At 65.0% G+C, this 26016-nt stretch carries 23 protein-coding genes; 18 read left to right on the top strand and 5 right to left on the bottom strand.

The genetic code is table 11. The features are described from left to right. Window positions 1-45: 45 nt before the first annotated feature. From eccB to ACZ6TD_RS15240, 6 genes are all read left to right on the top strand, one after another. Window positions 46-1605, top strand: a complete 1560-nt coding sequence (gene eccB / locus ACZ6TD_RS15265) for a type VII secretion protein EccB (RefSeq protein ID WP_471354368.1) — start codon at window positions 46-48, stop codon at window positions 1603-1605. Between the two features lie 188 nt (window positions 1606-1793). Further along, complete coding sequence (mycP, locus tag ACZ6TD_RS15260) at window positions 1794-2969, top strand: type VII secretion-associated serine protease mycosin (RefSeq protein WP_471354366.1); 1176 nt, start codon at window positions 1794-1796, stop codon at window positions 2967-2969. A 144-nt stretch (window positions 2970-3113) separates the two neighbouring features. Beyond that, window positions 3114-3452 carry a WXG100 family type VII secretion target gene (locus tag ACZ6TD_RS15255; protein WP_471354364.1) on the top strand — a complete coding sequence of 113 codons (339 nt, stop codon included), beginning with the start codon at window positions 3114-3116 and terminating at the stop codon, window positions 3450-3452. A gap of 41 nt (window positions 3453-3493) precedes the next feature. Beyond that, window positions 3494-3775 carry a WXG100 family type VII secretion target gene (locus ACZ6TD_RS15250; RefSeq protein WP_471354362.1) on the top strand — a complete coding sequence of 94 codons (282 nt, stop codon included), beginning with the start codon at window positions 3494-3496 and terminating at the stop codon, window positions 3773-3775. A 199-nt stretch (window positions 3776-3974) separates the two neighbouring features. Then, complete coding sequence (locus ACZ6TD_RS15245; RefSeq protein ID WP_471354360.1) at window positions 3975-4358, top strand: hypothetical protein; 384 nt, start codon at window positions 3975-3977, stop codon at window positions 4356-4358. A 1448-nt stretch (window positions 4359-5806) separates the two neighbouring features. Then, a complete protein-coding gene (locus ACZ6TD_RS15240; RefSeq protein WP_471354359.1) occupies window positions 5807-7057 on the top strand; it encodes a S8 family serine peptidase in 1251 nt (416 codons plus the stop codon). A 355-nt stretch (window positions 7058-7412) separates the two neighbouring features. Here the strand turns inward: ACZ6TD_RS15240 and ACZ6TD_RS15235 are convergent, their stop codons facing one another. Genes ACZ6TD_RS15235 through ACZ6TD_RS15225 form a run of 3 tightly spaced genes read right to left on the bottom strand, consistent with a single transcriptional unit; the run spans window position 7413 to window position 8840 of the window. Next, window positions 7413-7754, bottom strand: coding sequence for a hypothetical protein (locus ACZ6TD_RS15235; RefSeq protein ID WP_471354357.1), 342 nt, complete (start codon window positions 7752-7754; stop codon window positions 7413-7415). Window positions 7755-7780: 26 nt separating this feature from the next. Continuing rightward, window positions 7781-8518 (bottom strand): hypothetical protein, encoded by a 738-nt coding sequence (locus ACZ6TD_RS15230; protein WP_471354355.1) that lies wholly within the window; start codon window positions 8516-8518, stop codon window positions 7781-7783. 7 nt (window positions 8519-8525) lie between these two features. Further along, the gene (locus tag ACZ6TD_RS15225) at window positions 8526-8840 is read right to left on the bottom strand and encodes a hypothetical protein (protein ID WP_471354353.1); all 315 of its coding nucleotides are present in this window, start codon (window positions 8838-8840) and stop codon (window positions 8526-8528) included. A gap of 56 nt (window positions 8841-8896) precedes the next feature. Between ACZ6TD_RS15225 and ACZ6TD_RS15220 the strand changes: the two genes are divergently transcribed. The 6 genes from ACZ6TD_RS15220 (at window position 8897) to ACZ6TD_RS15195 (ending at window position 12940) form a co-directional block, all read left to right on the top strand. Continuing rightward, window positions 8897-9193: a hypothetical protein gene (locus ACZ6TD_RS15220; RefSeq protein ID WP_471354352.1), complete on the top strand. Its 297-nt coding sequence runs from the start codon at window positions 8897-8899 to the stop codon at window positions 9191-9193. A gap of 274 nt (window positions 9194-9467) precedes the next feature. Beyond that, the gene (locus tag ACZ6TD_RS15215; RefSeq protein WP_471354350.1) at window positions 9468-9932 is read left to right on the top strand and encodes a WXG100-like domain-containing protein; all 465 of its coding nucleotides are present in this window, start codon (window positions 9468-9470) and stop codon (window positions 9930-9932) included. Beyond that, a complete protein-coding gene (locus ACZ6TD_RS15210; RefSeq protein WP_471354348.1) occupies window positions 9922-11121 on the top strand; it encodes a YwqJ-related putative deaminase in 1200 nt (399 codons plus the stop codon). The genes ACZ6TD_RS15215 and ACZ6TD_RS15210 overlap by 11 nt, the downstream gene beginning before the upstream one ends. Window positions 11122-11158: 37 nt before the next feature. After that, on the top strand, window positions 11159-11635 hold the full coding sequence (locus ACZ6TD_RS15205) for an SUKH-3 domain-containing protein (protein ID WP_471354346.1): 477 nt from the start codon (window positions 11159-11161) through the stop codon (window positions 11633-11635). Then, entirely contained in the window at window positions 11628-12017 is a 390-nt protein-coding gene (locus ACZ6TD_RS15200; protein ID WP_471354345.1) for a YwqJ-related putative deaminase, read from the top strand. The genes ACZ6TD_RS15205 and ACZ6TD_RS15200 overlap by 8 nt, the downstream gene beginning before the upstream one ends. Continuing rightward, window positions 11960-12940, top strand: a complete 981-nt coding sequence (locus tag ACZ6TD_RS15195; protein ID WP_471354343.1) for an SUKH-3 domain-containing protein — start codon at window positions 11960-11962, stop codon at window positions 12938-12940. Before ACZ6TD_RS15200 ends, ACZ6TD_RS15195 begins: the two co-directional genes overlap by 58 nt. 86 nt (window positions 12941-13026) lie before the next feature. Here ACZ6TD_RS15195 and eccCa read toward each other — a convergent pair whose 3' ends face one another. After that, entirely contained in the window at window positions 13027-16977 is a 3951-nt protein-coding gene (gene eccCa, locus ACZ6TD_RS15190) for a type VII secretion protein EccCa (protein ID WP_471354341.1), read from the bottom strand. A gap of 165 nt (window positions 16978-17142) precedes the next feature. Between eccCa and eccD the strand changes: the two genes are divergently transcribed. Both eccD and ACZ6TD_RS15180 read left to right on the top strand, forming a co-directional pair. Beyond that, the gene (eccD, locus tag ACZ6TD_RS15185) at window positions 17143-18612 is read left to right on the top strand and encodes a type VII secretion integral membrane protein EccD (RefSeq protein WP_471354339.1); all 1470 of its coding nucleotides are present in this window, start codon (window positions 17143-17145) and stop codon (window positions 18610-18612) included. A 290-nt stretch (window positions 18613-18902) separates the two neighbouring features. Continuing rightward, window positions 18903-19136 (top strand): DUF397 domain-containing protein, encoded by a 234-nt coding sequence (locus ACZ6TD_RS15180; protein WP_471354337.1) that lies wholly within the window; start codon window positions 18903-18905, stop codon window positions 19134-19136. A 276-nt stretch (window positions 19137-19412) separates the two neighbouring features. On the opposite strand, the gene ACZ6TD_RS15175 is transcribed toward ACZ6TD_RS15180, so the two are convergent. Then, on the bottom strand, window positions 19413-19889 hold the full coding sequence (locus ACZ6TD_RS15175; RefSeq protein WP_471354336.1) for a hypothetical protein: 477 nt from the start codon (window positions 19887-19889) through the stop codon (window positions 19413-19415). Window positions 19890-20118: 229 nt separating this feature from the next. On the opposite strand from ACZ6TD_RS15175, the gene ACZ6TD_RS15170 reads away from it, so the two are divergent. From ACZ6TD_RS15170 to ACZ6TD_RS15155, 4 genes are all read left to right on the top strand, one after another. Next, window positions 20119-20679, top strand: a complete 561-nt coding sequence (locus tag ACZ6TD_RS15170) for a hypothetical protein (RefSeq protein WP_471354334.1) — start codon at window positions 20119-20121, stop codon at window positions 20677-20679. Beyond that, window positions 20679-22127, top strand: coding sequence for a putative T7SS-secreted protein (locus ACZ6TD_RS15165; RefSeq protein ID WP_471354332.1), 1449 nt, complete (start codon window positions 20679-20681; stop codon window positions 22125-22127). Before ACZ6TD_RS15170 ends, ACZ6TD_RS15165 begins: the two co-directional genes overlap by 1 nt. After that, window positions 22124-22981 (top strand): hypothetical protein, encoded by an 858-nt coding sequence (locus tag ACZ6TD_RS15160; protein ID WP_471354330.1) that lies wholly within the window; start codon window positions 22124-22126, stop codon window positions 22979-22981. Before ACZ6TD_RS15165 ends, ACZ6TD_RS15160 begins: the two co-directional genes overlap by 4 nt. Before the next feature lie 553 nt (window positions 22982-23534). Then, entirely contained in the window at window positions 23535-26009 is a 2475-nt protein-coding gene (locus tag ACZ6TD_RS15155; RefSeq protein WP_471354328.1) for an outer membrane protein assembly factor BamB family protein, read from the top strand. Window positions 26010-26016 lie beyond the last annotated feature (7 nt).

The following is a 26016-nucleotide window of genomic DNA, read 5'->3' as shown; positions in this document are numbered from 1 at the left end:
GATTGTTCGGGCCGAGGACACATAACCGGGGAGAAGCGGCGACACATGGCATCGCGGCGAGATGAGCTCAACGCCTACACCTTTGCGAAGAAGCGGACCGTTGCGGCCTTTCTACGGCCTTCGTTCGGGGTCTCCGAGGAGGCGGCGCCTCGTCCTCTGCGTTCGGTCGTGCCCGGCGTCGTGGTGGGGGCGCTGATCCTGGCGGGGTTCGGGGCGTGGGGCATGTTCAAACCGACCGCGCCCAAGGGATGGGACGAGCCCGAATCCCACATCATCGTCGGCAGTGATTCGACGACTCGTTACGTCATCCTCAAGACCGACGGCAAGAAGCAGCTTCATCCAGTCCTCAACTTCGCCTCCGCCAAACTTCTTCTCACACCGGATAAGTCCAGCATCGTCGACGTCAAGGAGTCGGAACTGGACAACGGTGACATTCCTCGCGGTCCTACTCTGGGGATCCCCTATGCCCCGGACCGGCTGCCTTCCGCGAGCGAAGCCCGCAAGAGCAAGCGCTGGGCGGTCTGCGAACAGCCGGGCGGCAATCAGAACACCACGCAGAAGGCCGTCTTCCTCTTCGCCGATCGCGAGGCCAAGAAGGTGGAGGGCTCTCAGCGGCTGCGCGGTAACCAGGTCCTCTACGTCGAAGGCAGCGGCGGCGCGCGCTACCTCGTGGATTCGAGCGGTACGAAGTACCTCATCGGCGGCGAGAAGGGCAAGGACTCGACGACCGAGGCGGAGTACAACCTCCTGCTGCGGATCCTCGTCCAGGACGGTGCGAAGCCGGAGCGGGTGACCGATGACTGGCTCAACACCTTCAAGGACGGCTCACCCATTCGCTTCCCCGCGGTCCCGGGACAGATCAAGGCCAACGCCGGAGTCGACACCCTGAGCGCCAAAGCCAATCGGGTCGGAATGGTCCTGAGCGCCACGACGGGCCCCGGGACCCAGCACTACGTCGTGCTGCCGGGCAAGGTCGCACGCATCTCGGACTTCGTCGCCAAACTGCTGCTCAGCAGTGATCAGCTGCGTCCGCTCAACCAGGCGGGAGTGGCGGAGCGGGTGAGCGCGGCCGACTTCTCATCCGACGGCCAGGAGTTCTACGGCGACAGGGACTGGCCCGGCCGGCCCCCCCGGCAGGCCAACTCCGTGGCTTCCGCCGAGGGCGGCGCGGCCCGTGACACCGTGTGCAGCATCCTCGACGGTGTCAGCGGCAATGGAACGCCGAAGCTGGGCACTTGGGCGGGCACCGAGTACCCCGCGACCATCGTCGACGGGGCCACCAGTGCATACGTCACCCCCGGAACCGGCCTTCTCTACCGCCAGTTCAAGGGCAACGGGACCAAGACGGGGTCCATCTTCCTGATCACGGACACCGGCCTGCGCTATCAGGTGCAGTCCAACAGCGACAGCAGTGCGGGCAAGTCGAAGATCGGCGACGAGGCCAAGGGGGACAAAGGCGCGAGCTCGTCCAATGCCAACCAGGCCCAGATCCGGCTGGGTTACGAAGGCGTGGACCCCCTTCCCATCCCGGCCACATGGTCCGAGTTCCTTCCCATCGGTCCGCGGCTCGACTCCAACAGCGCCAGGAAGCCGCAGGGTTCGTAGTGTCGAAGAAGAAGCCACAAGTGACATCAGTGACTGCGGCCCGGTCCACGAGGCACGCGGCCAGGTTGACGGCGGCCCTGCTCGTCGGAGTCACGGGAGCCCTGGGGCCCGCCGGCCCCGCGATGGCCGACATCCCACCGTCGAGTTCGCCTGCGGCCCTGGACGGCAACGGGGAATGCACGTTCCCCATGAAAAAGCAGATCAAAGGCACGCCTTGGGCCCTGCAGCGCATCGTCCTCGACCAGCTGTGGAAGGACACCAAGGGTCGTGACGCCGACGGGAATCCCGTACGGGTCGCGGTGATCGACACGGGAGTGGACAACACCAACCCGCAGCTCAAGACGGCGGTCGACGCCAGCAGGGGGTTCAACTACCTGCCGAAGGACAAGAACGCCTCCGGGTCAGGGAAGTCCCCGAAGCGGGACGGCACGGACGACCAGGTCGGCCACGGCACCAAGGCGGCGGGCATCATCGCCGCCCGTCCACGGGAGGGGACCGGCTTTGTGGGGCTGGCCCCCGAGGCGAAGATCATTCCTCTGCAGCAGAACGACGACCAGGGCCGGGGCACCCCACAAACGCTGGCGCAGGCGATCAGGAGGGCCGTCTCGGAAGGGGCGCGCGTCATCAACATCTCCCAGGACACCAAGGGGGCCCGTCCCTCAACCGTCCTGGAGGAAGCCGTCGCCTACGCCATCGACCACAATGTCGTGGTCGTCGCGTCCGCGGGCAACGACGGCGCCGACGGCAAGTCGAAGAACACCTACCCCGCGTCCTACCCGGGCGTTCTCGCGGTGGCCGCGTCCGACCGCAACAACGAACGCGCGATCTTCTCGCAGAGCGGCGACTTCGTCGATGTCGCGGCACCCGGGGTCGATATCGTCTCGACCGTTCCGAAAGGCGGTCAGTGTGTCGACAACGGAACCAGCTTTTCCGCTCCCTATGTGGCGGGTGTAGCGGCCCTCATCCGGGCCAAGCACCCCGAGTGGAAGCAGCACCAAGTCGTCGCCCAGATCGAGCAGACGGCGGAGCGCGGTGTCAGGGGACACGATAGATTCGTTGGGTGGGGGGTTGTCGATCCGGTACGTGCGCTCACCGAAGACGACCATCCCATCAACCGGCCGACAGAGAACAAGGGTTCCCTCAAAGACGTCCCCGCACCGGAAGCGGCGAAGCTGATTCAGGGGGAGACCCCTCAGGAGCGGCGGGAGCGGCTTGCCACGTACGCCCTTGGCATCACCGCGGTCCTGGTCTCACTGACCGCCGGGGGAGCGGTTGTGCTCCGCGACTGGCGTCGGCGGCACGGACCGACACACGTCACAGAGGGCGGCAGCGGACAACTCGGTCGGAATCGATCATTGCCGTAACGGCGCTGTCACAACCCGCCACATCGCCGAGCCCATGCGTTTTCGGGCCGCTAGAGTGACTGTTGACGACACGAATCTACGTTCCGTGAGGTGTCCGTCGAGGCGGCGGGTCACCTTATCGAAATTCATGGGGGAAGGTGCGACATGGCAGACAAGCTCCGGCTTACAGGTAGTGAGATCGACAAGTTGATCCGCGACCTCGGCACCATGCATGACGGTCTTGAAGCCAGGATCAGCACCCTCAACGGCGTGATCGACGCCGTCGAGGGCCACTGGAAGGGCATCGCAGCCAACGCCTACAACGGCTTGCAGACGCAGGTCAACCAGGATGTCAAGCGCATCAAGGAGCTTCTCGCCTTCACCAAGGAAGCGGTCCAGGCGAGCAAGGGGGGCTTCGACGAGCACGAGGTCGAGCGGCTCAACGACTTCAAGAGCGTTGGGGATGGAAGCAATGGTGTGCTCGACCGCTTCCAGGTGTCCTAGTCCCTCGGTAACCGCCCGCCTCGCATAGGAGACAAGCTTCCATGGAGATCACGTACTCCGGCGTCATCCACGCCGCCGGTGAGGTCAAGAAGACCGCCAACAACATCAAGAGCGAGCTCGACACGCTCATCACTCAGGTGAAGGCCGTTGTGGACACCTGGGACGGTGAGACCCAGCGGGCCTTCTACGACCGCCAGCGGGACTGGGACAAGCAGGTCAACCACATGCACGAGACCCTGCTGACGATCTCGCAGAAGATGATGGACGCCACCGACGGCTACAAGAGCAACGACCTCGCGCAGGCCCGCCGCTTCCAGAGCTGAGGAAGCGGGTTGGGCACAGCCGGAAAGGTCCCGGCTGTCGTGGGTGTGAGATGCGATGGGCATCTCACACCCACATCTGTGGGTTTTAGGCACTTTGGGGAGGTGCTTCGTGGGGCAGAAGGACTCGGGGGGAAACAAACACGGCTCCCCCAAAGACAAGCTTGGTGTCGGTGAAGACCTGGGCAGGTTCAAGAAGCGAGTGGACCAGCTTCTCGACGACCTGGACAAGTCCGAGGCGAGCCACAAGAAGATGGTGGGCTACAAGCTGACCAGCACGGCGTTCGGGTCGGCCGAATTCCCGGAGGCCCAGAACCTCGCCACGGCCTACGAGATAGTCCACGCACAGTTGGAGCTGCTCTCGGAGACGCTCGGACAGCAGCTCGAGGCGATGGGGATCACGGTCCACATGGCCGAGGGCGACTACAAGAACATCGACCAGGAGGAGGCATTGCGCCTCCAGCGGATCCAGAAGCGCACCGAGCTGTATTACGAGCAGTACCAGAAGAAGAAGCATCCCCACGAGCCGTCAACGGACGACAAGAAGACCGGTGACGGCAAGGGCAGTGGCGGAGCCGGCGGTTGATGTGAACGGGGGTACAGACCGATGAGTGAGCCCAAGAACATTCCCGACTGCACTGACCGAACTGGCATGGGGCAGCGTGGGCTGGCTGAGCTGGTGAGCATGATCCAGAACGCGGACTGGCGCGCCCTCTCCACGAAGGCCACAGCTCTCCAGGATGCGGAGAGCGCACTCGACAAGATCGGCGACGAGCTGAAAAAGCGAGTCCAGCGGGTCGAATGGGACGGTGATGGTGGCGATGCCTTCCGCGAGTGGGGCGACGAATTCGCCAAGCAGGTCCTGAAGCTGGCCAAGTACGCGGGCAGTGTGGGCGGCGTCATGCTCCATGCGAGCGACACGCTCAAGGAAGCCATCACTCAGATGCCGGATGTCCCCGCCGGGAACCTCAACGACGACCCTGAGACTCTGAGCAAGCTTCAGAAGAAGTCGGACAAGCTGCGTGACACGTTCGCTCCGTACATGACCGCGGTGGCGAATGCCTACCAGTCGGGAGCGGACAGCTTCAGCTTTCACGAGCCGCCGGTCTTCAAGCCGCTGCCGACTCAGGTTCTTCCGGACGATCAACACGCAGGTGGACAGTCTGGATACGGTGCCCCTGGAGGTGTGGGTAGCGTACAAGCCACGCCGTACGCGGGCGGGGGATCAACGGGTAACCAGCAGCTCTCTGTATCTCCGGTCAGCCTGGGACCTGAGAGCTCTGGGGACGCGGTCGGGGCGCGAGAAGTCGGACAGGACCATATTCCTGACGCCAGGCACACGAACCTTGACCGAGTGACGATGCCGGAGGCGCCGCTGGCGCCCAAGCCGTCAGATCTTGGTCCCCTGCCCACCCCTGCTCCGACGACCCCAAGTCCAGCGCCTGTGGTACCGCCCATTCCAGGCCCAGGCCTTCCGTCTCCCTCGAACACCAGGCGGCCCGGACCAGGCCCTAGCCCCGTGGGGCGGGTCGGTCCCGTGAGTCCCACCACAGGGCCCGGCCTTGGAAACGGTCGGGTTCCTACCCCGACTCGTACCAATAATCCCATTGTTGGAGGCATTCCGCCCCAAGGTCAGACAGCGCCCACACGGGGTCTGAACCGAGGGACGGTCATCGGGAATGAATCCTCCCAGGCCATGGGCCGGGGAGTGATGGGCGGCAGTGGCAGTGGGGTAATTGGCGGAGGTAGGGGTTCCGCAGGTGCTGCTCGGAGACTGCCGTCCGAGCCCGTTGCGGGCCGAAGGGACTTCACCCCCGGCGGCACCGGGTTGGTCCGCGGTGGAGGATCGGTTCCGGGCAGGCCCGCGAACCGACGGTCGCGGTCGGATGACGGTGCCGATGAGACACGTCCGGACTATCTCATGGACGATGACGATCAGGTCATCGGACGGCGCGACATCGTGCCGCCTGTGATCGAGTAGGACTGGCTTCGAAAGAAGTTGCCCTTCAGCGTGAGTGAAGAACGGTAGGTGGCATGGAAGCGACAGTGACGCTTGCATGTAGGAAATGGCGAGTGGTGGTCTCTCTGCTCGCTTCCATGCTCGTTGTCGGGGGCGCTATGGCCCCCTCTGCTGCGGCCGAGACCATGCGTCAACGCCAGTGGTACCTCGACCGTATGCAGGCCGAACGGGTCTGGAAGGTCAGTACGGGCAAGGGCATCACAGTTGCTGTGCTGGACGGTGGAGTGAACGCCTCGGCTCCGGAACTAAAGGGCAAGGTCCTGAAGGGAAGGAACTTTGTCGAGCCGACCAAGGATGCTCGTCAGGACCCGGACGGTCATGGCACAGCGATGGCCATGCTCATTACCGGAAATGGTCAGCACGACCAGGGAATCAAAGGACTTTCCCCGGGTGCGCGCATCCTTCCGTTGACAGTGTTCGGTAGCACTAAGGAGTCCGGTACAAACAATGTGCCAGCCTTGATTGAATCCATTCGCTACGCCGCTGACAGTGATGCTCAGATCATCAATATGTCATTGGGTTTCCCCTACTACCAGCTCTCGGCAAGCCAAAGGTCTGAACTTCAGAAAGCGGTCGACTATGCAATAAGTCGTGGCAAGCTGCTGTTCGCTGCTCCAGGCAATTCTGGAGAAAAGGAAAATGACCTAACGTATCCTTCGGCAAGTGACGGTGTTGCCGGCGTCGGAGCAGTGGACGACACCTTCACGGTGACCAAGTTCTCCACGTACGGCTCGCAGATCGCTCTCGCAGCCGCGGGTGACGACATCCCCATTCGCTGCATGGACGGTAAGCCTGGCTACTGCAAGAGCTGGGGCACCAGCCAAGCAACAGCCATCACCTCCGCCTCCGCCGCACTCATCTGGTCCAAGCACCCCAACTGGACCGGCAACCAGGTGCTCCGGGTCATGATCCAGACTGCGGCCAAGCCGACCGAGGGCAAGGTCCCCAGCCGGTACATCGGTTATGGCACGGTCCGACCCCGCATCAACCTTCTCGAGGGCAAGGGAGATCCCGGCCCCGCCGACGTGAACCCACTTATCGAAGCGAACAAGGCGAATGGCCCGTCGCCCTCGGCTTCCAAGGGCTCGGAGTCGTCGGCACCTTCGAAGAACGAATCCGACGCACCCGCCGATTCCTCGGCCGCCAATTCAAAGGATAAGGGCAGTAGCGTCATCCCGTGGATCATCGGCGGCATCGCTGTCGTAGTTGTAGCAGCTGTGGGGCTGTTCGCCGTCCTACGTCGAAAGTCTGGGATGACCGTTTAGGTGAAGCTGGGTTAGTTTGTGGCCCCTGCCATCAGAGATGGCAGGGGCCACATTTGCTGCGCCAAAGGATGAAGGTAAGCCTAGAATGGACCTCATGACCGGATCTGGTACTGACCCCGACGACCGTCATGAGTGGCAGGAGCAGTGGAAGACCTCAACGCCCCGAGAGCGTAGGGCAATGCTCCGCGATCATATGCGCAGGTACCGAGAGTCTGATGAGGCTCGTTCACGGACGCGTTCAATGCACCGTATGGGCTGGGCCTACCTACTGGTACTCGTGGTAGTTGCCCTGCTCTCGTTCGCGATAGTGCTCCTCAGGTGACTATCCTGAGCTTTGGAAGTATTTTGCAGCAGTCTAGCGCCTTCTGTTCTCTTGCGCTATCTCCTCGCGTTGTGCTTCCAGATACTCCTGCGCTCCCCGCTTATGAGCTTCCTGCTCCTCGGGGCTCATTTGTTCCCAATCCTGGCGGAACTTGCGAATTCGTTCGCCCAGGGCTTCGGAATAGGCTGGCACTCGGAGTGCCTCGCGGAGCCCCACTCGACCGGAGAGGAGTTCCCGTGCCATTTCCTGCAACACCGGACCGGCTCCACCGCCGGAAAGCTCCTTGAGCTGTTTGCGCAGCACACGTGCTTGCGCCTGATCCCGAGTGGGGCTGAGGAAATCCTCGTCGCCCACCTCAGGTTCGTTTGTTCCCATGTTGTTTCTCCGTCGAGCCAGGCTCTTCAGTTCACGACTGGATTGTCGTACGGATCCTTCGGCAGCGGGAATTCCGCGAATTTGGTAGCGATGCCGCCGCCAATAGTTCCCAGTGTAGCCATTCCAAGGTGAAAGACCAGCTGAAAGTCATTGACGGTCTTAGTGAGCTTGCCCCACTCTTCAATGATCTGCAAGATCTGAGTGGCCGCGACGCCGTATCCGACGGCCGCGCCCCAGCCGGTGAAGGAAAGAAATGTACCTGCGGCCGCAGAGATGGCGGCGGTTGCAGCCAGGTCGCCTATTTGACTGAGGATTGTGCCGACGACTTCTGCTGTTGACCACACACCCTCAGCAATGACGAGGTATTCATTCTTGAGGGCGTTGAGTTCGGACTGAAGCTCATCGCATTTGTCTGCGATATTCTTGAAATAGGCATAGGCGGCATCTGCGGCGTTGCCATCCCAGGTCTTATCCAGAAATTCGTTGCCGGAATCTATATTTTTGGAAATCTCGGAGCACAGTTTGGCAAGGTTGCCCCAGGCTTCGCTGCATTTTGAGTACTCTTCCCAATCGCCCGCGAAGTACTCCTGTGCCTTCTCTTTCGGATTGAATCCTAGAGCCATCGAAAGGATCTCGTTGACCCAGTAAGTCGGGCTGATCAGGTCGCTGGCGTCATTGAGTGGTTTGAGCGGGTTGGTGAATTCTGACGGTGCCTTGGGGGCCGTGAGGTGGCTGGTTGGTTCGCTGAGGTCGGTGAATGTCATGGGAGCCTCAGCGCTTCGTCTCGGGTAGCGTAGCGTCCATGCTCGCGGCGTGTTTGCGGTCGGTCTTGCGATAATACGTCGCGGAGTCCTTCAGTTCGGTCGCAGATGAGTCGAGAAGTGTATGGAGTCGCTTAAATACACTCTCCACCTTCGGAACCAGTGAGTCGTGGACATTGAATGCCTCGACGAACAATCCCTGCGCTGACGTTTCGATCTTGCAGTACTTTTCCACATACTGCTTGGCGTCAAGCGCGTCGTTTCCTGCCCGCCTGATCATCTTGCCATACGAGTCCAGATCGTCCTCTGTTACCCGAAGTGTCACAGAATCTCCCCCATGTGCCTGGCGATTTACTGTCTCCATAGTATATGCTATGCGGCATGAATATCCCAGACAATCGCGGGACTGGGAGTTCCAGTCAAGTGAGTGACAGTGACCGGCTTACTTGCCTGGCGGGCATGCTGGCTTCGGTCATGTTTGCCCTCGGGTACTGGGCTGCGGTGATTGCCGCCGTCGTGACTGACGAATTCAAGCCTGCGACTCTCGTTATCGCCGGACTGGGGACAGTGTCGGCTTGGCTGGGGGTCCATGGCTGGCGGAGGGGTCTGGTCGTGATCAGTCGGACGGCGCTGGTTGTCATGTTGGGCGCGATTATGCTCGCAAAGCCTCTGATCTGAACCGCAGTCATGTTCGACTGGGCCGATACAAAGTGATAGCGGCCCGATCGATCGGGAGCGCACCCCGTAGCTCTCCCCGGGGCAGGCCGACGCCGCTTGGCGGTCCCGTGAATCTCCACGGCAACGCAACGACTCTGTCACAGCAGGTCGCGGCAGGGGCGGACACCTGACGCACTATTGCCCAATCCCCGTAAACTTGTTCAGGCTCGCCGAGCCTGGAATGTCACCGGGGGGTACAGGTATGGGCGTTGTTCTGCCGGACGAGTTGGCCTTCGTGCTCGATCTGATCGGCGTGGCCTGGCCGAACGTGGACGAGGACGACTACCGCGATATGGCCGACGCTCTGCGTACGTTCGCGGATGACGTGGACACAGGGCGGGGAGACACCAACACGGCCCTGAACCGACTGATCTCCACCAACCGCGGTGAGATGGCCGATGCCATCAACGCGCACATGCGAAAGCTCAACGCCGAGCATCTCCACAACCTGGCCCAAGCCGGGCGACTGTTGGCCGGTGGGCTGGACGGGGCCGCGGTCATCGTCGAGGGCGCCAAGGGCGCCGCGATCGTCCAACTGGGCATTCTCGCGGCAGAGGTCGCGGCGGCACAGGCCGCGGCTCCCTTCACGTTGGGTCTGTCGGAACTCGGAGCTGAAAGAGGCCGCGGAGTATGCCGCCGAGGAGCTTCTGGCCATCGCCACCGCCCCCGTGTTCGCCGCGTTGGGGGCCATGACGACTGATCTCATCGTTCAAGTCGCGGCCGATGGTGCGGGTATCCAGGACGGTGTGGACCTCGGCCAGACAGTGCAAGCCGGCAAGGAGGGCATGCAGCTGGCGAGCGCCGGGAGCGGTGGGCTGGTGCTTGCGAGTGTAGGAGGCGGGGGAGCCGCCGGAGGCGTTGGCGACCTGGTCTTCGACGACCACGAACACAATCTGTTCGCCTCACGTGTGTACGACCACTCGAAGCACCTCGACGAGAAGGGCGGCACCCACCTCGGGCGCAGCCGTTTGTCCTTCGGCAGAACCAAGGGCCGCGGCTCACTGGCGCAGGCGATCGAGGGGGTGGTCGAGGAGGCGATGACGTCTCTCGGAGATGCCCACGGGAAACTGAGGACGCATCTGAACAAGGTCGGAGACGGGCTCGTCAAGGCTGGTGGGGGCCAGACGACGCAGGACCATAAGGCGCGCGCGAGCTTCCAGAAGGGCCCCCGGCCGAATTCCGGGCAGCCTCCGGCGAACGGAGGTGGCGGTGGAGGCAATCCGCCGAGTGGGGGTGGCAACGGATCCGGAGGCGGGCAGAATTGGCATGGCCGCACGGCTCGTGAGACACGGCACCATCGGCTGGATACGCGAAACGTGAGTGGCCTCTCTCCTGACGCGCAGCGGCGGGCGCTGGAGGAGGAGTCGACGCGACTCGCGAACGAGGCGCAGAAAAAGCGACCGGAGAGCGAGAAGGGTGTGGCGCCGATCGGTAAGAGCCGTGTCAACTCAGGTTGTGCGGGGAGCCTGCTGCACAATGGCGAGATTACAGCCCACACAAGCATGCAGCGGATGAAGATCTCCAAGAACTTGACAGGGGAAGCGAGAGACGAGGCGGTAGCCGCACAGACGCCGGACCTCCATCCCGCTGTGCGCGATCTCTACCAGCAGATCGCGGACTCCGGGGTCAGGACAGGTCGAGGTCATGGCCAGTGTGCTGAGGTTGCGCTCATTTCGGATCGTCTGCATCAGATGGACCCGACGGGGCAATCGATCAGAACCGTCGATGACGCAAGAAACGCACTGTCCGGGGCTGTGATCGATACACGTGCCATTGGTGAGCAGGTTGACCCGGATACCGGAAAGGTCATACCGCACGCAGACTATTTGCGAGCCTGCCACTCATGTCGGCATGCCCTGCCAGCCCTGGGTATAACTCCCACTCGCTAGTACAGTGCAAACATAGAGAGACAGGAAGCGATACCTGATGCCTCGCCGACTCACTCACGAAGAGATCGAGCATCGACTGCGCGTAGCAGGCTGGTACCCGGGACGGGATGTTGGAGACGAAACGGCCGAACTCATGGAGTCTGCTGCTGCCGAACTTCTCTCCCACGGATACTCCGCCACTCCGTCTCCGGCCGCCATCGACTTTCTCCGGGAATTTGCGTTTCTCGATCTTGAGTCTCCCGGGGAGCCTCCGCATGAACACTGCGTCTTTGAGGTCCGGTTCGTAGATGCGATCAGGGCCGAGCAAATCGCGGAGCTATCCGAGCTGCTGGATCAGCCGCTGTTTCCGGTGGCATTCGAGCGGATGGAGCGTGGCACCGTCGTCATGGATCCGCTCGGCAGAGTCTTCTACACTCATTGGTCGGGATACTATTACCTGGGTCAGGAGCGGGATGACATCTTCAACAGTCTCTTGACCGGGGACCAGTCCGATGCGGAGGAATTCTATGTCTGACATCGATCTCGGCGTCTCGTCGAGCCTGCTGGTCCAAGACAACATCTTCAGCCAGACCAATCTCTCCGGTGAAGGCACCCCCGAGCTGCATCCCGCCGTGAGTGAATTTTTCACGGCCCTGCCCACCGCGCTCCGTGAGCCGTTCATCGGCTATTGTGCCGAATCCGCATTGATCTCGGACCAGCTGTGGTCGCTGGACGAGGGGCGAACCGATGGGCGCTGGACCGGGCTCGATGAGGCGAGGCCGCACTTCGCCGGAGCCGTGATCGTGTCCAAGCTGATCCGGGAACATGGTGACCCCGAGCACGGCCGCACGACCACACCGTGCCGGTCCTGCACGGCTCTGCTGGAGCACCTTGGCGTGGAGATCATGCGGCCGTGAGCGGGAGAGGCAACGAGGCGCTGGTCGCCGCGGGGTGGCAGCCGGGAAGGGACGCCGGGAATCGAGCGCTCCTGGGAATTCTCGAGACGACAAGCACCGTGGCTCTTGACGGGGCCACTGCCTGGCAGACGTTCCCCGCCGTCGAACAGGCGCTACGGGAGTTTTACGGGCTCACCGTGGCTCCGGCAGGGCCCGGCGTCGACGTCGCCGCGACGGGGTGCGTGGTCGATCCGTCCCTGGGACGCCATGCCCTGCGCACCTTCGCGGCGTTCGAGCAGGGGCTCGGACACCGGCTGTTCCCGTTCGGCCGCACCGATGCCGACGCCTTGCTGGCGGTGGATGACGAGGGCCGGCTCTTCGCCGTCGACCACAGTGGTTGGTGGCTGCTGGGCGAGTCCGCGGCCGAAGGGCTGGTGTCGCTGGCCGAAGGCCGGGCCCCTCGGCGTGTCACGTCATGGAGCGGGGAGTGGAGACTCGCCCGGACGGCGGAGGATGCCGTCATCGACCTGGTGAAGACCGCCTTGGTGCTCGCCTACGTGCTGCACCACCACGGGCTCTTGGCGACGCGTGCCATACGGGCCCGTGCCGTCGGTTTCCGGGGCTTCGGTGAGGTGTACCTGGATCGCGAGTTCCGGTTGCGCCAGAAGACGCTGGACGCCAACGCGGCGCCGCTGGCTGACGACATCGGGCAGGCACTCGGTTCCGCCCCCCTCGACGCCGCCGAGGTGCGTCTGGAGCTGCTCTCGGCCGGTTCGGCGTCGACGCGGCCCGCTCTCGGTTGCTCGCTGACCACGGGCGGACAGGGTGTCGGAGGGGTCCTCATACGGCTGACCGCCCGCGCGGGGTTCACGCTCGACGCGGATCGTCAGCGCGCCCTGGGCGACGTTACGGCAGAGGTGGAGCGCTACGCCGCCACACGGTGAAGCCGCCACATGAGGAGCGGGAATCAACGGTGGAAGCCCCCGACGGACCATGGCCGTCGGGGGCTTCCACTCGTTCCAGGGCTGGATCAGTCGTCGGGCAGCCAGGCAGTCTGGATCAGCGACGCGTCCCCTCGGCGGGAGACGAGCACGCCACGGCCGGGCGGTAGGGGGCGGGCCTTCACGTTGGCCAGCAGCTCGCCCTCCGAAGAAGGTCCGGAGAGCAGCACGCCCTGCGCGCCGAGCTCCTTGAAGCGCTGGATGAACTGCTCGTACGACGAGCGGCCGGCTCCTGCCGTGTTGCGGGCCAGGATGATGTTGACGCCCGCGTCACGTGCGTAGGGAAGGTTGTCCACCAGTTGGGTCATGGGGTTGCCGGAGGACGTGGCGACCAGGTCGTAGTCGTCCACCACGATGAACGCCCGCGGCCCCTTCCACCAGCTGCGGTTGCGCAGCTGCTGGGGTGTGACATCGGTGCCGGGGATACGGCTGCCGATGAGGGTGTTCATGTCGGCCACGTACTTGTCGAAGGCGTTCTGCGTCGTGGCATAGCCGACCAGATGGGGCTCCGGCACGCACTCCAGCAGGCTGCGTCGGTAGTCGCCCACGATGAACAGCGCCTCGTCGGGGGTGTACCGCTCGGTGATCTGCTTGATCAGCAGCCGCAGCAGCGCGGTCTTCCCGGACTCCGTCTCGCCGTACACCGCGAAGAACGGATCGTTGTCGAAGTCGAGGAAGACCGGTTCGAGGTGCATTTCGTCGATGCCGATCGCGACCCCGCGCTGCGGCTCGGCAGCACCGCCCGGAATGTCCCGGACGTGCAGCATGCGCGGCAGCATCCGGACCTGTGGTGCGTGCGGTCCGGACCAGTTGTCGCCCACCGCCTTGACGAAGGCCGCGGTGGCCGCGGCGTGGTCGTCCGCCGAGGAGCTCTCCAGCTGTGGCAGCCCGCCGAGGAAGTGGAGCTTCTCGGGTGTGAGGCCACGGCCCGGTGTGCCGACGGGCACATTCGCCGCTACCTTGCGGTCGAACTCGGAGTCCAAGGGGTCACCCAGGCGCAGTTCCAGGCGCCCCAGTAGCTGGTCCTTGAGCGCCGCTCGCATTTCCATGTACCGGGTGACCGTGGCAATCAGATGGACGCCGAGGCCAAGACCACGCGTGGCGATGTCGGCGATGATCGACTCCAGCAGTTCGTAGTCAGTCTTGAAGGACTGCCATCCGTCGATGATCAGGAAGACATCGCCCCATGCCTCACCGGGAAGCTGTCCGGAAGCACGGAGCTGGCGGTAGGTGCTGATCGAATCGATGTTGTTGTCCCGGAAGAATTCCTCACGCTGATTGAGGATGCCGGTGACCTCGGCGATGGTACGGCGGATCTTCTCGGGGTCCAGACGGGATGCCACTCCGCCGATATGCGGCAGGTCATCGATTGCGATCATGCCACCACCGCCGAAGTCGAGTCCGTAGAACTGGACTTCATGCGGGGTGTGGGTCAGCGCGAAGGTGCTGATGAGCGTCCGGAGCAGGGTCGACTTACCGGAGCGGGGGCCGCCCACGATCAGCATGTGGCCGGCGGCGCCCGAGAAGTCGTGGTAGAGGATCTCCCGCCGCTGTTCGAAGGGCTTGTCCACGATGCCGAGAGGGACGACCAGACCACCGCTGCGCGGATAGTCCGACACATGGAGCCCGCGCTCCGGCGAGACGGCGAGTGTGGCCAGGATCTGGTCCAGGGCGGGGGCGTCGTTGAGCGGCGGCAGCCACACCTGATGGGCAGCGGGGCCCTGCCCCTCCAGACCCCGCACGATCACGTCGAGGACTGTGTCGGCGAGCGCGTCATCGGTGCGTTCCGGGGTGTAGGAGAAGTCCGGATCGGGCTCGACGTATCGGACCGGCACCGGCGCGGCGGTGAACAGCACCGGACGCCGGTCGGTGGGCAGGGGCCCGCTTCCGACGAGCGATGTGGTGGTGGCCCGATAAGTGCCGGACACGTAGGCGGCCTTGAAGCGGACCATCTCCTCCGTACCGAACTTCAGATAGCCGGACCCCGGTACCGAAGGCAGATGGTAGGCGTCGGGCACACCGATGGCGGTGCGGGACTCGGCGGCGGAGAAGGTGCGCAGACCGATCCGATAGGAGAGGTACGTATCCAGGCCGCGCAGCCGCCCTTCCTCCAGTCGCTGCGAGGCCAGCAGCAGATGCACTCCCAGCGAGCGGCCGATCCGCCCGATCTGGATGAACATGTCGATGAAGTCGGGCTTGGCGGTGAGGAGCTCGCTGAACTCGTCGATGACCAGAACGAGGGAGGCCAGTGGCTCCAGGGGCGCCCCCGCGGCCCGGGCCTTCTCGTAGTCATGCAGGTTCGCGTAGTTGCCCGAGGCGCGCAGCAGTTCCTGGCGGCGCTGCAGTTCGCCGGTGATCGAGTCCCGCATACGGTCGACCAGGGTGAGGTCGTCCGCGAGGTTGGTGATGACGGCCGCGACATGGGGCATCGCCGCCATCCCGGCGAACGTCGCACCGCCCTTGAAGTCGGCGAGCACGAAGTTCAGGGTTTCGGAGGAGTGGGTGACGGCCAGGCCCAGCACCAGTGTGCGCAGCAACTCCGACTTACCCGAACCGGTCGCTCCCACGCAGAGGCCATGCGGGCCCATGCCTTCCTGGGCGGCCTCCTTGAGGTCGAGCATGACCGGTGAACCGTCCTCGCCGACCCCGATCGGTACACGCAGTCGCTCCGCGGTGGACCTGGGGCGCCAGGTGACGTTCGTGTCCACCGCGGCGGCGTCACCCAGACCCAGCAGATCGGTGAATTCGAGATTGGCGAGCAGCGGCTCGTCGTCCTCGCCGCCCACACTCATCCGCATCGGTGCGAGCTGACGTCCCAGAGCTTCGGCGGCCTCGAGGGACAGAATGTCCGGCTTGCCGCGGTAGACGGCCGCGCCCGCCTCCACCCTCAACCGGTCCGGGTACACGACCAGCGACAGCCCACCCCGGGGCTCGTCCATCGGTTCCGGCACGACCTCGACCACGGTCACGCCCTGAAGTCCCTCCTGGGCGGCCAGCAGGGAGTCCGGCGGCACCGAGCACCCTTGGAGGATGACCACGACGTGCGGCTGGTCCAGCAGTGGCTGTCCCTCGGGGTTGAACCGCGACCGCCCGTCGAGCCAGCTCTTGAGCAGGTCCTCTACCTCCGGCAGGTTGTCACTGAACAGGCGCTTCGTTCCCGCTCCGTCGACGGAGCCAGGGACCTGCGCATGCGGCAGCCACTTGGTCCAGTCCCACTTGTCCGCTGTCGCCGCCGCTGACACGACGGCGACGACGAGGTCTTCGGGAGAGTGCAGTGCGACGAGGCTCGCGATCACTGAGCGCGCGGCTCCGAATACCGACTCCTTCTCGCCCGAGATGGTCATGTGGTAGAAGGCGCGCAGCGACACGGCCATCGGCAAGTCGTCAATCGAGTTGTGCACCGCCAGGAACTGTTGCATCGCTCCCGCGGACAAGGGCTCCAGTTCGTCCACCGGTGCCGTCTCCGGCGCCACCAGTGGTGTCCACAGTTCCTGTGGGCCCAGGCCGATGCGGACCTGTCCGAAGTCCTCGTCGGCGATCCGCCGCTCCCACAGGCGGCTGCCCTCGGCGACCAGGGACCACAGCTGGTCGGGGTTGGGGTGCAGATAGAACTGGATGTCCCGTTGGGCGCGCGCCGTACGCTGCACCCTCCGGCGGGCGTTCGCCAGATACTTGATGTAATCGCGGCGCCCCTGGACCGCTTCTCCCTGGGAGTCCTTGCGGACCCTGACCACCTGCGCGATCACCATGGCGACCGTCGACACCAGCATCATTCCGCCCATGATCTTCATGAACGGTGCCGAATTCGGCATAAAGAAGAACACGACCGATGAACCCATACCGAGCATCGGCAGAAGCTGCATCGCCATGCCCTCCCGCTGGGAGCGGGAGAGTTCGGGAGGCGGCTCGAGGCGCAGCTCATTCGTGGGCACTTCGGGCGGATTGGCCCGAGGCGGTCGCTTCACGACGATCTGACTCACCGGCGTATCAATCCCTCGGCGTGGGGTGGACAGTTATGGACCGGCGCCCCCGTGGCGGCACCTCGCGTGCGACGCAGAGCGATCCTACGTGTACAGGGCCGGTGTGGACCCCGGTAGGGTGAGCTCCCGCAGCGTGCGCGACAGCGGAGTAAGGGGGACGTGCGGATGAATTCGACCATTACGACTGGCTTCTGCCGAGTGACGGTCGTTGCGCCTGACAGTCGGATCGATGTCGCCCTTCCGGATGATGTCGCCGTTGCGGACCTGTACCCGGAAATTCTCCGCCTGACGGGTCAGACGCAGGATGTGGGCGCCCCGGTCGGATATCACCTGGTGCGTCGGGATGGCATTGTCCTCGACGGTCACCGGTCACTCGCGGCTCAGCGGACCCTTGATGGCGATTTGCTGTTCATGCGTCCTTTCTCGCAGTCCCTGCCGCCCGCTGTCCATGACGACGTCTCCGACGCCATCGCATCCGCGGTCGCCCGCGACCGCACCCTGTGGGACGAGCGGTTCCTGCGCCTGTCGGGACTTGTCGGCGGTCCTGTGCTTCTGGTCCTCATGGGCTTCGTGGTGTGGTTCGCGGACCCCGTGAAGCACGACATGCACAGCCTGCCCGGCATCATCGCCGGCGTGATCAGTGTGCTCCTGACGGCGTTCGCGGGCATCCGCGGCCGGGTGTACCGCGATCTGGCATCCGCGGTCAGTCTTGGCCTGGCCGCCCTGCCACACGCCATGATCGCGGGTTCGGGCATCCTCCCGCTGGATCCCGGTGAGGGCATCGGAAGGCTTCAGTTCCTGCTCGGCTGCGTCTGCGTCCTCGTCATCTCGGTCGCGCTGGTGGCGGTCATGCCGACGGGCGACGCCCCGTTCGTCGCCGCGGTCTTCCTTTCCGCCTTCGGCACTCTTGCTTCGTTCTGCCAGATCGTCACCGAGGCCGACGCCACGGACACGGCGGCCGTCAGCGCCGCTGTCGCCATCGGCGCCATCGGTTTTCTCCCCGGCCTTTCCACCCGTGTCGCCCGTCTGCCCATCGCCTACGTAGCGCCTCGCGGACCGGCCCACCGGACCGATCTTGACGCGGACCCGGAGAGCCCGGCCCCCGCGGAACCCGTCGACGCCGACCGCATCGCTGTCCAGGCGCGGCGGGGGCATGACCTCCTGCTCGGCCTGGTCGGCGGCTGCTCCGCGGTCGTCGTTGGCTCGGCGGCCGTACTCGGCTTCTCGTCCTCCGTCTGGGGGCAGTTGCTCGCCCTTGCGGGCGGCCTGGCGATGCTCTTCCGCGGTCGGCTGTTCCGCTACACCTCACAGGTGGTGTGCGTCCTCGTGGCCGGCATCGTCTCCGTGGGGCTGCTCATTCTCGGTCTCTCGCTCAACCCACCCGCCTCTTCGGTGCGCCAACTGGTTCTGGGCAACTCCGGCGACATGGACATCCGTACGATCTGGCTGGCGGCCGCCGTCGCGGCCGGAGCCGCTTTGATCGTCGCCATTGGATTGATCGTCCCGAAGAAGGGGCTCACCCCCTTCTGGGGCAGGTTCTCGGACCTCGCCGAAGGCGCTCTCCTGCTGTCGCTCGTGCCTCTCTGCCTGGCTGTCCTGGACCTGTATTCCTATGCGCGGGGCATGACGAGTTGATAGCACGGACCGGCCTCTCGACATGTACGGAGGGGGCGTGCGCGGATTAGCGCGCGCCCCCTCCGTGCGCAAGGCCACTAGCCCGGCGGGCGCTCCAGGTCTGGGCGGTCGCGTACGAGTCCCCGAATATCGCATCAACCGGCACATCGAGGGCGGCGATGGGCTACGCTCACGCGCGCCGATACATCCCCCGCTCACGGCACGTCCGCGTCCACTTGCGCACCCGGACGTTCTCTGTTCCTTCCGTGAACTGGGCGCCATTCGGCCGTACTTGAAGGGAATCTCAGACCATGGCTGATGAAAACGAGAAGGCCCAGCTGTACGCCCTCGACATCTCGGATGTCGAATGGCTCAGCGCCCCGGGCGCCACCGCCTCTGATGAGAGGGTGGAGATCGCCTATTTGCCCGGTGGCGCGGTGGCGATGCGGTCTTCTGCCGACCCGGACACCGTGCTGCGCTACACGGAGGCCGAGTGGCGCGCCTTTGTCCTCGGCGCGCGGGACGGCGAGTTCGACCTGAGCTGAAATTCACCTTCGCGGGTGAATCGCCAGGTTCCGGAAGGCCCGTTTCGGTCGCGCACATGTGCTGACGATGGCCTCGCGGCTCCTCGCTCGCTCCCGGGCGGCGTTGGCGCCGCCGCCCGGCCCGGTCGCCAGGGTGAGGGGAACGGCAACTACGCTCATCTACGTTGGAATCGGAGTCGCTGCGGCCCGGGCCCCTGGACGCTGGGGCTTACCTGAGCGCGTTAGCGGAGACGGCGTAGGGCAGATGACGTAGAGCGCTTGAAGGGGCCAAGAAATCTAGCCGATGTGCCGCGCGTCATGTACCGGTACATGAGGCGCGAATGCGGTCACCGCGGTACGCAGGCGTTCGAGATCTGGGCGCCAGGCGATGATCGGTCGGCTCGCCAGGAAAAGCTGATGATCGATGTGGGGGGCATGCTTTCTTGCTTGCTCCGGCCGCAACCTGCTGTTCGGCCCGGGCAGTGGCGGTGCCCCGGGGCGGCGGCTCACGCCGATGTAGTCCCTGGTCTCGTCAGCGGGCACCCAACCAGGGGCGCCATCCTTCAAGTGCCACTGCCATATCACCACGGAGGTGATGTCTTCCCAGGGTACGAACGCCGTTTGGCTTGCGTAGCGGCCTGGAGCTCCGCCGAGCGTCACTCCCTCGCCATCGGCACGGAAGGCGACCAGGCGCTTCCAGCCGTGACCGAGCATCAGCTGGAATGGGGTGCGAGTGTAGTGCGCCTCATAGATGGATGGATGCGAGTCGACCATGGCGCAAGGCTATCGGAGCCCAGTATCGGACAAAACGGCATCCATGGTCGGACTCCCGCCAGACCGCCGTTGGGGTGGGGGAACCGCTTGAGTCTCTGTGGTCGTGAGATAGCGTCCTGAGTCCACATGAGCGCTACATGCTGACGGCGGTGGGAGGGGCAGTGGTCGCCTCCTGCCAAGTTTTGTAAATGCCACCGCGAGCGATGGCACCGGGGGAAGGGAGGCGTCGGTGGTGGCCAACCATGATGAACTGAAAATCACCAAGGAAGCCGAGGAGCGGATCACCAGAAGCCTGCGATCAGCATTGCAGGGTTTGGAGGGGGCTGGGACCGGTAAAGGTTCCGCCCAGCGCGGCAGCCTTGGCAGCATGAGCCTGTCGGCAGTAGAAGCCAGCGGTGATGGACTTGCCAGTACTTTCGCAGATTTCTGCGAGTTCTGGCAGGTGGGCATCAACATGCTGGAGCGGACGGCCAACTCTCTCGGGTCTCAGCTGAGCCAAGCGGCAGGCGTCCTTTGGGAGGAAGACCGGAGCCGGGCGGGTGCGCTCAGGGCCGCCCTTGGCGCTGCGAGAGGTGCAACCGCGGTTGGGGCGGGCGGCATTCTTGGCAGGTTCGGTGGTCCTGCAGACGCATCGGTGGATCCGGAGCCCTATCCACAGAGCGGCCCGGGGGTGGATTCCGGGGGGAGCGTTAAGGCCGCGACGCCCTCAATTTTGGATCACTTCGCGATCGATGGTAATGGAGCTGGCCGAAATGCGGCCCAGGGAGCCGCTGATGGGGGCGAGAAGTGATGTCGGGCAACACGCCTACCTCAACCGTTGTGGATCCCGCCGCCAGGAACGCCGGCCTGGCCAACGCCTGGGTTGAGAAGGCTTTGGGTTGGGGTTCGGGGGAACTGGAGCTGGGGCAGACGGAGGAGCGGAAGGAGCTGATTCACGGCGACGCGGTCAAGCTCCGTGCGAACGCTGCACAGTTGAGATCCATGGCGAAGGGGCTCGCCGCTGTCGGTGAGGGGCTGCGGAAGCTGAACTCCCACGAAATCAAGGGGGAGACGGCAGATGCCTTCCGCAAGCGAGTCTCGGCCGAACCGAAGAAGTGGTTTCAGATCGCGCACGCCTGCGAGCGGGCGAGTGGAGCGTTGGACGATGTCGCTCACACGGTGGAATGGGCGCAGCGTGAGGCGCAAGAGGCAATCGACACCTATGGCCGGGGTAAGCGTGCTTCGGAGCGGGCCCGGGAAGCTTACAACGCCGAAGTAAATGCCTACAACAAGGCAGTTGACGCGTACAACAGTAAGTCTTCCACCGATGACGGCGGGTACACGGCGCCCCCCAAGGCTCCCGACGCTTTCCATGATCCCGGTGCAGCGGACATGGAAACGGCCCAAGAGATCCTGGCGGGGGCTCGCCGTCAGCGTGACGCGGCACACGACAGAGCCCAGACGGCGATTAAAGGCACCTATGACGAACGGCAAGCGAGGGCTTCCGAGGCCGGAACGACCGAGCTGAATTTCCTGGAAGGCATCAAGAATAACGAACAATATAAAAAGTACAAAGAATACAAAGAGGGCTATCGAAAACTAAGCAAGATCCCCAAGGCTTGGCAAACTGTCACTGCCAGTGTGGCTCTCTGGAAACAGTTCACCAAGGGTGGAAATGCCGCCAAAGACTGGCTAGGAAAGCTTGAAAGCCCTGGATGGGCGTCTAGGCTGAATGGGGTGGCGGGTAATGGAGGTAGGCTCTCCGGGGTTGCTGCTGGCGGAGTAAGGGCGGCCGGGCTCATGGGGAAGCTGAACAAGGGTATGGTGCCTTTTGCTATTGCCGGTGGACTGAAGCAGGCTATAAACCCGGATCACGGAGGCGGCCGCGGGTTGGCGGACCGCATCGTGGGTGGTGCACAAGCAGCAGGCGGTGCGGCAGTACTCGGTGGTGGGGCTGCGGCGACCTATTTTGGTGTGGGTGCGTCCGTCGCCGCCGCCGTACCGGTTGCCGGCTGGGCCGTGCTGGGTGCGACCGGAGCGTACTTTGCAGGCAGTTACATCTACGACAAGTGGGGCGATGATATCGCCGCCGGCGCCAAAACGGCCTGGAACGCCACGTCGCATGCCGTAACAAACACCGTAAGTGGGGCGGTGGATGCGACGGTGAACGCCGCGCTTCATCCCTCTGGGGCTGTGAAAGCAGCGGAGCACGTCGTGGACGGCACCGTCAATTCCGTTAAGAAATTGAAGTTCTGGTGAGGAAGAGAGAGGTCGGCTCCGTGCCACAGCAGTACGAAGGCGGCGTGACGCTCGAAGACGTCCGCGAGAGGCTGGGCAAGACCCTCGCTGAGGATGGTTCGCGGCTGTTGTTGCGGCTGACGGACGAAGAACTAGCAGCGCTGAGTCCGGCGGCCTCTGAGAGCTCGATCGTCGCGGCTCCTCACCTTGAGGGCATGTCGGCTCAGGAACGGGAGTGGGTGCTTGCGACCGCGCTGCGGTCGCTCGTGTCGAGGGACCTCGTGGAGATCGCCAATGCCGCCGAACTGGATGTGGCTTTGCGCGAGAGGCAAGGTTCCGCCGAGGTGGAGCTGGACATGCGGCTCTCCCCCGACCTGGAGCTCGCGCTCGCCTTGCGCGGAACGGCCGATCGGGTCCTGGCCGTGGAGCGGACCACCTCTGTGGGTACCGAGTACGTCTATGTCTACCCGCATACCCGTGACTTGCTGTTGGTCGAACAGGTCACGGGCGGCGGTATGCATTCGTTCAGCCTTGTGGCCACGGTTCAGGAGGTAGCGGAGACTATCCGCCAGTTGATTGATCCGCAGGGGGTTGCCGGTCACGATGGCTCTGTTCAGGAACTCGATCCACAGGCTCTGCAACGCGACGCGATAGACCCACCACTGAAGGATGTCATCGACAACGCTCTCGTCGTCGGCCAGTTGGTTCTGCTCGCCGACGTCCCCGGACCGTTGCTCATGACGTACGCCACTGCTGAGGAGCTGTGGGCGGTGAATGTCGACGCGCCGGATGCCCCCACAGGTGTGACTGCGCGGTGCGTTGGGCGGCAGACACTCGTGGACCGTATCTCCGTAATGTTGGAGTTTTCGGCTTAGAGCTTTGCTTCGCGTCGTTTCACGCCGAATGGCCGTCATTGCATGAGCTGTTCGCGGCAAGCACTGAAGAATCGTTGAGTCTGTTCCCCGTGATCAGCCTTTAGGCTGATCCACGATCCGTCGGAAAATTGGAGCCAGAAGCGACGGGCATCATCATCTGCAAACTCTGGGATTCTGCAACAGGCCAGATCGGTCGGTAATTCAGCCACAATACGCAGATGCTTGGGGCGTCCCTGATACCACCAGCGAGAAGGGGCCCCCTTCGGATACCGCGGACAACATCCCGCCCGGTCTTGGGCGGAAGGCGAGGGTGGGCTACTGCGCCGAGCGCCCGCCACGTTGTCCACAGCGCGTGAGGCGGCAATCGAACACGGTGACAAGGTCCGGGTAGGGTGGCCGCCGCGCGCGTGACGCGGGCGGGGGATGCGATGGATCAAGGGCGGGGGGCCTTCCACATGGATGCGGACTACAGCTCGCAGAGAACCGAAGCCATGACTGGGGTGGTGCGCCGTCCTGGGAGTCCGGAGAGTTCCCGCAGTCACAGGAGGCGAGTGTGGAGCCGCTGAGTCAGGGCGACCCGCGGCGGCTCGGCCCGTATCACGTCATTGCGCGGTTGGGGCCGGATGCGGGAGAAGTTGCCGCTGCGGCCCGTCACTTCATCGCGCGCAGTGGGGCGGGGGACCGTACGGTCGTCGTCACCGCACCGTCGCAAGAGCTCGTGGACGACATCGCGTACCGGGAGCGCTTCCGGGTCGAGGCGGAGAACGCGCGGCTTCTGGGCGGCGGGCGGCCCCCGCTGTGGCTCGCTCCCGTTGTCGAGGTCTCAGGCGGGGGTGCCGGGCAGCCCTGGAGCGCCACGCCGTTCTTGCCGATGCTGTCGCTGCCCGCCGTGCTGGAGGCGAACGGGGGGCCGCTTTCCGTGCGCACCGTAAGGGCGTTGGGAGTGGCACTGGCCGAGACGCTCGCGGAAGTGCACACAGCGGGCTTCGCCCACGCGGGTGTCGCACCGGGCACGGTCTTCCTGGCCGGGGACGGGCCGCGACTGTTGGGCTACGGCGCGGTGCGGGTCGCCGCTCCGGACGGTGAGGCGCGGGTTGGGCTCCCGGGGCTGGAGGACGACGCCCTGCCGCCGGAACAGGCCGCGGGCGGGCGGCCGCGGCCGCTGGGTGACGTCTTCGCGCTGGGCTCGGTGCTGGCGTACGCGGCGACCGGGCGACGGCGGCCGGACGCCGAGGATCTGCCGGAGGAGTTGCGAGGCGCCGTGGTCCGGTGTCTGGCCCAGGATCCGGCCGACCGGCCGACGGCGCGGGCGCTGCTGGACGACCTGATGCGCGGCGTAAGCGTCCCCCTTCCCTCAAGCGGAGGGAGGGCGCCCACGGGTGCCGCGCCGACGGTTGTCGATGCGGGGTCTGCGGGTCCGAACGGTGGCGTGGCGTGGGGAGCGGGCCCGGGATCGACCGCCCTGGACGGCTCCGGCGGCATCAGCCGGGCCGTGGGCGCGCTGGGGCCGGGATGGCTGCCGGGCCGGGTGATCGCCGCGCTGTCCGAGCTGTCCTCGGCGGTGTTGGCGGCGGAGATCGAGTCGGCTGAGACGCCGGCTCCGGCGACGGCGCAAGTGCCAGTGGGGACGGGTACCGCCGCACACCGGGCGTTGATGGAACGGAGCGCCGCGTCTTCGGCTGTGCCTGGGCCCGGGCCGGTGCATGAGACCGGGGCCGAGGCCGCGGTCAGGACCGAGGGTGCCCCGTCAGGGAAGACCTTCGTCCCGTCCCTCAGCCCGTCCCGGCGCCGCCTCCTGCTGGGCGTCGCCGGCGGTACGGCCGGAGTCGCCATCGGCGGCGGGGCCACCTGGCTGGCAACCGCCCCGGATGCGCCTGCACCGCTCACGCCGGCCCAGCGCCTCGCCGCCCACCGCCCCAGCCGCCGGCTTCCGGGCGCGCCGCCCACCCCCCTGTGGCGCTACGACGTCAAAGGGGTGGCGTCGACGTACGCCCCGCTCATCTGGCGCGATGCGGTCGCCGTCCTCACAGGGAAGCGGGCGGTCGTCGGGATCGATCTCCGTACGGGCAAGCGGATGTGGACGCGCGATGGACTGCGCCCGGCGGGTCAGCCCTGGGTGGCCGATGGGGACGCGCTGGTCGTCCCGGGGGACGGGCTGGTGGTGCTGGAGCCGCGGACCGGTCGGGTCCACTGGCGCTCGAGCGACTTCCGGCAGGGTGCGCGGAGCTCGTTCACGGGGCTGCTCGCGGTGGACGGGAGCACGGTCTGGTTCACGGCGGCAGTAAGGGGCGAGCGCGGGAACGGAAACCGTGTCGTGGTCGCCTACGACGTCCATGAGCGCGCGGAGTTGTGGCGCGGACCCCTCGCGGCGGGTTTGAACGAGGGACATCTGCTGAAGGACGCGCTGGTGGTGATGGCCGGCGGTGACCGGGAGGAGGCGGGCACCAAGAAGGCCGTCGCGCTCAGCCGCGACCACGGGAAGGAGCTGTGGCAGCGGGTTTATCCAGGCATGACCACGAAGGGGCTCGTCACCACCGATGCCCGTCGCACGCTCATCGCGGCCCTCGGAACCACCCTGCGAGGCTTCGACGCGACCCAGGACAAGGCTGCCCTGTGGTCCGTCGGTTCCAAGGGGAAGGGGCCCAAGGGCCGTTCCGCCGACTTCGGGCTTCCGCTCGTCCATGGGAAGACCGCGTATGTCGCCGACGGTGGTTTCGCCCTCCACGCGATCGAGGCGGCCACCGGCGAGATCCGGTGGCAGCGCGTCTATGGCTTTGTGATGAAGGCGCTCGCGGCGCCGCGTACGCCCGACACCCTGGTCAGCCCGGCTGGGCGCAGGCTGCTGATGGCCGGTGACGCCGAGGTGGACGCGTTCGACGCCGAGGACGGCTCCTTGCTGTGGCGCTTCACCGACGCCGATGCCGATCCGGGCCCGCGCTCCCAATCGCCCCGCCGTAAGGTCGCGTTGACGGATAGCAGGGTCGTCGTCGCCGGGAACGGAAGCGTCTACGCGCTCCCGCTCGATTAGGAAGGAC

The sequence above is a fragment of the Streptomyces yongxingensis genome (assembly GCF_055597465.1).
Note: the sequence above shows the minus strand (reverse complement) of the source record. Positions and strands in the feature narration are given on the sequence as shown.